The sequence below is a fragment of the Candidatus Dadabacteria bacterium genome (genome assembly GCA_009840385.1).
Lineage (GTDB): Bacteria > Desulfobacterota_D > UBA1144 > Nemesobacterales > Nemesobacteraceae > Nemesobacter > Nemesobacter australis.
On the sequence record VXNX01000014.1, the window covers coordinates 1 to 7,150 of the forward strand.

Sequence of the window (7,150 nt, forward strand, 5' to 3'; positions counted from 1 at the left end):
GCCACCCAAGGCAACCCCGAAGCCACGCTCAGCTTCACCTATCCGACACCCCCTGCAACGGTGTCGCTCACACGCAGTGCAGCGTCGGTGTTCACGGGTCGGACGACGCGTGTCACGGCAACGTTCAACAAAGATGTTACGGGGATCGCTCTGAACGATTTCTCATCGGATGTCGGGACGGTCTCAAGATTTACGAAAGTCTCTGACAAGGTATATCGGATCACATGGACGGCACCCGCATCAGGGAACGGCACGGCAACGATAACGCTCCGTGCCAATGCAGCAACCGAACGGAATGCTGTTGCGACGGTTAACATTGCGTATGCTCCTGAGCCCCCTGCAACGGTGTCGCTCACAAGCCTTGCAGCGTCGGTGAACACGGGTCAGACGACGACCGTCACGGCAACGTTCAACAAAGATGTGACAGGGATCGCCCTCAATGATTTCTCATCGGATGTCGGGACGGTCTCAAGATTTACGAAAGTCTCTGACAAGGTGTATCGTGTCACATGGACGGCACCCGCATCAGGAACAGGCACGGCAACGATAACGCTCCGTGCCAACGCCGCCACCGTCGGCAATGCTGAAGCCACTGCTGATATTGCTTATGCACCGATACCGCCCGCGAGGGTCATACTCGCGGCAGGGGCATCGTTCATTTCTCTGGGGAAGACGACGACCGTCACAGCAACGTTCAACAAAGATGTTACGGGGATCGCCCTCAATGATTTCTCATCGGATGTCGGAACGGTCTCGGCATTTACGAAAGTCTCTGACAAGGTGTATCGTGTTACATGGACGGCACCCGCGTCTGGAACAGGCACGGCAACGATAACGCTCCGTGCCAACGCCGCCACCGTCGGCAATGCTGAAGCCACTGCTGATATTGCTTATGCACCCGCGAAGGGTTTCTCTTTACACAACGCGTTATTTTTCAAGAAATGCGTCAACTATCTCAATAACGGCGGGCGTGTGAGTGTGCACGGCAATCCGAAGCAGCTTGTGCATGCCGCCGCGGATAACGACTTTCAGACGTATACGACGAAAAAGGACTTGGACATCAATATCGCTGTCAATGGGAATCCGACACGGGTGGACGCTATTTTTGTCAAGGGACAGAACATCACGGCACACAGTGCGACGCCTACCGGTGGCTCTGGATCGGGGTATAGCAATCGCAAGATGCCGGCAACAGTGAAGAATTGGGAAGGCACGGATGTCAGCACCCTCGCGAACGGGTTCCAGCACGACTTGTATCTGTTGGATGCACATTTCACGGCGACGCGTGTGCGGCTGAGGTTCACAGGGAGCAATGTCAAGATCGTTGAGGTGATGCTCCTGGAGTTCGGGATTTCCATAGATGCGAACGGTGATTTTACGGAGATCAACGCCGACTTTGTGGATCGGAGTGGCGAGATTCATTCAGCACCCGGGGGCAGTCTCGGCTATGGGTCTCCGGTCGGGGCTGAACGCGATAAATGGGAAGTGGACTACGCCGTGAAGGTCGTGCCTGGGAAAACGCTTTTGGAAACGCCCGAAGAGTTTTTGTATTGGCGGTCGGAGAACCGGAATCATGTACATGCCCAGGAGCCGTCGCGATTCCCCTGGCGGATTTTCCCAGCGACATTCGTAGGCGAACGGGTGCCGGTTCGCTACAGGACAGACGATAAAACGGGAGGAGAAATTTTGTCTTTCCGGGTGGCGGAGCAGTAGTCTGAATCGCGGATTAGACGGATTTTGCGGATTGACGCGGATTCGGGGTGTGTCGCTTCAGCGTCGTTGCGGTTGGGAATGCAGATCGCATTTGGGCGAGTACGCCGCAAAACCGAACCTACCGTGCCTGGAAAACAAGCGTAAGGACGCAAACTGGAAAGTTTGCGCTACAAGAGAAAGGACACAACCTTTGACATACTCCTCCCGCCAAAGCGAGGGAGTTTTAGAACCGATTCTTGGCAAATTTATTGCGTATGTATTGTAAATCAGCATATTGCCCGGTTGAATCCACTTCCGTTTAGCCCCTAAATCTCGGTATTCTATAGAGAAGTTATCAGTCGTCAGTTGTCAGTTGTTGGTTAAGAGGGTTTCTGGTAACAATCTCCCCGTGTCTTGGGATATTCCAAGTTTTGGTGAATTGTTACCGAAGACCTCCGTAAGGACGAGGTAACCTAGGGGAAATACCCTATCAAAAACCTCCTACGAGAACTGAAAACTATTAAATCAATATAAGGAGATACACAAATGTTTTTGAAGAACGGTAGAAAGAATTGGGTGTGGGGCGCGTTGCTTCTCACGCTGGTGATGTTTTCGGGTATGAATGCGGATGCGGATCGGAGTATTGGACTTTCAGTGAACCAGATCGGACCGGATGTCTCATGGGGTGCGTCTGCGGACATCCCGTTTGAGATGGGTGCAGCGAAGTGTGAGTTGGAGGCGACGGTGCAAAGTGGCGATCAGATTCTCGGTAAATCTAATTTGGAAGTCTCTGTGCCGGTCGCTGGCTTCGATGCGGGACTCTTCACGAAAACGAAACTCAAGGGATACAGCGTCTCCGATTTGGGACGTGCTACGGACATCGGTGCGAAGTTCGGTCGAACGTTCGGAGATGTGCAGGTCTCTTTCGGTATTTTCGGCAGGAACGGGGGTGTGTTCGGTCCGCCGAATGCCTTAAAAACGCTTGAAGATAACGGCTATGATGTATCCACGTTAGCGGGTTTAGGACTTGACGCGGTGAACCCCGCGCCAACAGGACTGAGTATCAAAGCGGGCAATTCTGTGAACGCGCTCCTCGAGGCTGAGTTCGATCTGTCTTTTGCGCATGTGCGGTTACAGGGGATGCCGGAGTTATCAGGAGCAGAGGACGCAGTGCATCAGTTGATTGCGACGTTGAGCTCATCTTGGGAACTCGGCACGCACTTGGAACTCACTGGCGCGTTAGATGTCGGTTTCCAGACGTTTGATGGCGAACTGGAACGCGAAATTGCCAACCTTTGGACATTGGATTACGATTTTTAATTATGGGTGTCTGGGCGGCGTTTCCGTTGTCAACACCGATCTAAAATTGGTTTTTAATTTATTGAATCTGGGCATCGTTCCAAATGTAAAGCAAAGACAAATTATGCCATTTAAGGAAACCTAATTTCATTTCACGATGGTTTTCGGTTAAGTTAAGAAACCTACTTTAGGTTATGAAAGGTCTGTTCGCAATTGGGACTCTGCAAGGACAACGGACGCAGCAGCTCAGAAGCAATTGTTAAAAAACCGGTGTTGCAGGAAACCACGCGCTTTGGTTTAAGAGGGTTAAGGTTAGAACGACAGAAAACGGGCGGGGAGACCCCGCCCCTACGAACCGCAAGGTATAATTAAAGAATGATTGTTGTGCGAAACGGAAACAAACTTATCCAAGTGCCGCGTCCAGCATGGGCGATTCCGATGTATTCGTATCCGAAAGGGGATCCGCGGTATCGGATGTTATTGCGTTTTTATTTGCGGGCGTTGCCAGAACCCCCAGAGGCGAAAGCACCATTAGAGGAGGACGAACCGTGCGGAACCCCTTAAGTTTGCGGATATTTCTTTTTATTTTCGGGATTGTGTTTCTGGGGTTCGGCGCAGCGGTGAGTGTCGAAAGATTCAGTCTTGCGTCCTCGCCTGGGGACCCACCGCCGAGAGAAACTTCTGAGGTTTCCGATGTAGATGAGATAGAAACCGATCGGTTTCCTTCGGAGGACAACCTGTTCTATGCCGAGATCGAATATCAGCACGACATAGATACCGCACGCGATTACCGTTTGAACGTGCGGGTCCATCCGGGCGGCGCGTGGCCCGGCGTGACTGGCGGTGGCATTAAGACGATAGTTCGGTGTCAGGTGCAGTTACGGGGTGTTTCTGTTCCGCTGTCGTGTGATACATCTGCCCAGCGCGCCGGTCGCTCATTGATAGAAATACGACGCGAACGTGCGCGGTGGGATGCCTCGATTGAATATACGTGGTCGCTGCTGAAGCCCCAGAAGCAGGTGCGCCTCGCGAACCCCGTTCAGATTGCACCGGGTGTAGTGGAATGCGATGTTGCGTTTCCACTTGGGGGTGCGTGGCATGATCTGGCATCGGCACTGACGAGCGATGAACACGCCCGGATCGAACTCATCGATGGGCATTGGAACTGGGGTTCGCTGCATGTGAAGCCATATTAAGAATAATTGTCAGTAAGAGGCGCGGTGTAGGCACCGTGCCTTTTTTGTTGTCTGAATCGCGGATTATCGCGGAGGACGCGGATTTTGGGGGTTTGGGTTTTCCATCGGTTCTCGTGAGGCACGCCCTGTAGGTCGGGTAGAACGGCGTGGCACGGGCAGATGGGGGTGTTCCAGATACCCTTTCGAACCCCCCTCACCTCCCTTATCAAGGGGGAATCAGAGCAGGTGGATCAGCAATATGGACGTGCGATGAATCGCAGGAAACGGGCGAGGCGACCTACGAACCAAGAAAGCCTCCTTATCAGGGGGAATTAGGATATTTGTTCTGTGGTTTGTATCCATTTCCGAGATTTATGCGTTAATGCGTTATAATATAAAAAGTATTGACTTTTTAGTGGGAAATGTAGTATCATATTAAAATACCTTGTTGGGGCGGCACTGCTAGGTCCTGTGCCGACAGGAATTGCCGCCCTCCCACCCTAGCAGGGGGATATAAGCAAGGTCAAGGTAAACACATCTTTTTTTACATAGTTATCGGTTGTCAGTGCGGGTTTTCTACGATGGGGAAACATCCTATCAAAAACACCCTTTCAGTTATGCGTTAAGCGACTTTCGCTGAACTTCGCTCTCTCGTAACGGGTAACGGATAACTCACAAGAGAGGTATATTTTTTCATGAAGAATTTAACGACGCGAAAAATCGTGCTTGGATTGCTGGTGGGGCTTGTGCTGGCGTTGGGCGTGCAGGGGACCGCAGACGCGATTACAAAGTTCACAAGAGGCTCAGGTGACCTGAAAACCTATGCACAGAATCAGCCTATTACAATATCATTTACTGTAGGCACTCAATCTGCAAGTATTAGGCCGAATTACAAATCAGTTCCTGTTGCGAATCGTACAGACAGACAGATAGCAACCTATTATGAGGAGGACAGTACCCCCGGCTATCAGGCGGAAAGCCAAGTGCCTTATGCTGATGCACATTACTACGATCAAGAAAGCATTCAGATTGCGGTAACGGGGGCAAATATCACGAAAGTAGGAAACTATCAAATTACTCCGACTACTTCCCACACAATGTCGGACGGTGGAGAAAACGCTGCAAAACTTTCCAACAGTGTGACCCTGACCCTGGTTGCTACTGCCGCTGGAACCGTTGAAATTGATATAACGGATACAACTCCAACAGCGGATCGTCCAGCTGGTGTCGGAGCAGCAGCCCAATTAGACTTTACAGTTTATGTCGTAGCAAACCCCACGGCTGTAACGAGTGCTGAACTTACAGTGACCCCTCTTGAAAGACGGGGCTTTGATGACTTCAGCGATCCAACTATTGGCGCAACCGCCATCGGAGATAACGTTCGGGTGAAGTATGAGGTTGTTTCAGGTAGTGGGGAGATCTATGTAAATGTAACGAGAACGGACGGCGATTACATGGGATCTAAAGGTAGGTCTCTTACAACCTCAAGTTCAGCAACTGTCAAAGTGGATATGAACGGCACGACCAACAAGGTTACTATAACAGTTGTTGGTAGTAATAACTATGTCCCCCCTCAAACTGTTTTCTTTATCTACGGTCTTCCGAGTCTGGAGGCAACACAAGGTTCATCAGGTCAGAAGGGTGCTACCAGCGGACGACTTGAAAATCCGCTTGGGATTCGAGTGAAAGACGGAAAGGGTAGAACGATTTCTGGGTTAGGTGTCACATTTACAACATCTGCAACAGGTGCTGCATTTATCCCAATTCCCAGTATTCCCCAAACAATGTATACCTTCGATCCCTCGACTCCTCAGACAATAACCGTGGAAACGAATAATAGTGGTGTCGCGGAAACTTACTACCAGTTAGGTTCATCAGCTGGGATGGAAACTATCACAGCGGCAGCAGCAGGAGTAACCCGCTCGGATCTTCTGACTGCAACTGCAGAATCTATTACAAGTGTGCCAAATATAGAGATAGTTTCAGGTAATAACCAACGGACAGATAAGAGCGGCGATCTCGAGAATTCCTTAGTTGTCAAGGTGACAAGACGCGGGCAGCGAATTTCAGGCACGGAAGTTACATTTACCGCAAATAGAGGAATTTTAACGAATACACCTCCATCAGGGACGGATACTGATACTGGTGTTGACGTAACAGATAGCACCGATGGACAAGGACTTGCATCTGTAACGTACCTACTCCTTGACCACCCAGGGGCTGTGGAAGTTGTTGCGAGTATCAGTGGTACGACACCAACGACATACAGGCGATCGGTAACCTTCAATATCAACGGTAGCGGTGGCGGTGCCTCTCGTGACGACGACACAGCTCGGGAGCCTACCCCAACACGAGGCAGTCTGAGTATTTCGGTTTCACCAGATACAGGGAACACGCGCACGGTTACGGTGACCGCACTGAATCCAGCGGGAACTCAAGCCTCCGGCATCTCTGTCATCCTGAACGTCAACAATGGTGCCACGCTTTCGAGAACCGACGGACCGACACCGCTCACCAGCACACTCACGCTCCCAGGCACCGCAGGGGACTTTGTCCTTACCGCGACAACGACGGCAGACTATACGAGTGACACAGAGACGATTACGGTCACCTTACCCGGCACCCTTTCCCTCGCGCTCATCGGGGACCAGGTGAATGGTCAGCAGACCGTTCAGGTGACGGCTCGAAACGCAGCACGCACGCTTGAAACGACGGCTGTGACGGTGACGCTCAGCGGGGCGGGCATCTCCAGGACGGTGAATGTCACGGGGACCCAGAATATTCCGATTCCGTTACCCACGACTTCGGGCACCTTGACTGCGAGTGCGACAGGCTATAATCCAGGGTCGATTACATTACCGGCGCGTGCTGTTGGCACGACCACAACGACTACCACAACGACTACCACACAAACAGGCACGGCTGGCGTGGCAGATAGCATTGAGATCGACGGAGACCGCCAACGCAGTGGCACAGTCAACCAA

Annotated in this window: 3 protein-coding genes; all 3 read left to right on the forward strand. The window is 51.6% G+C overall.

Annotated features, from left to right (window positions below):
- Positions 1 to 2,238: 2,238 nt before the first annotated feature.
- Positions 2,239 to 3,012, forward strand: a complete 774-nt coding sequence (locus F4X55_07895; GenBank protein ID MYC40910.1) for a hypothetical protein — start codon at positions 2,239 to 2,241, stop codon at positions 3,010 to 3,012.
- 404 nt (positions 3,013 to 3,416) lie between these two features.
- Entirely contained in the window at positions 3,417 to 4,187 is a 771-nt protein-coding gene (locus F4X55_07900; protein ID MYC40911.1) for a hypothetical protein, read from the forward strand.
- 674 nt (positions 4,188 to 4,861) lie between these two features.
- The coding region (locus tag F4X55_07905; GenBank protein ID MYC40912.1) for a hypothetical protein at positions 4,862 to 7,150 on the forward strand (2,289 nt) is incomplete at its 3' end.

Bases quoted from the DNA above. Each gene is read 5' to 3' on its own strand.
- F4X55_07895 (MYC40910.1), top strand. From the start codon at position 2,239: ATGTTTTTGAAGAACGGTAGAAAGAATTGGGTGTGGGGCGCGTTGCTT.
- F4X55_07900 (MYC40911.1), top strand. From the start codon at position 3,417: ATGGGCGATTCCGATGTATTCGTATCCGAAAGGGGATCCGCGGTATCG.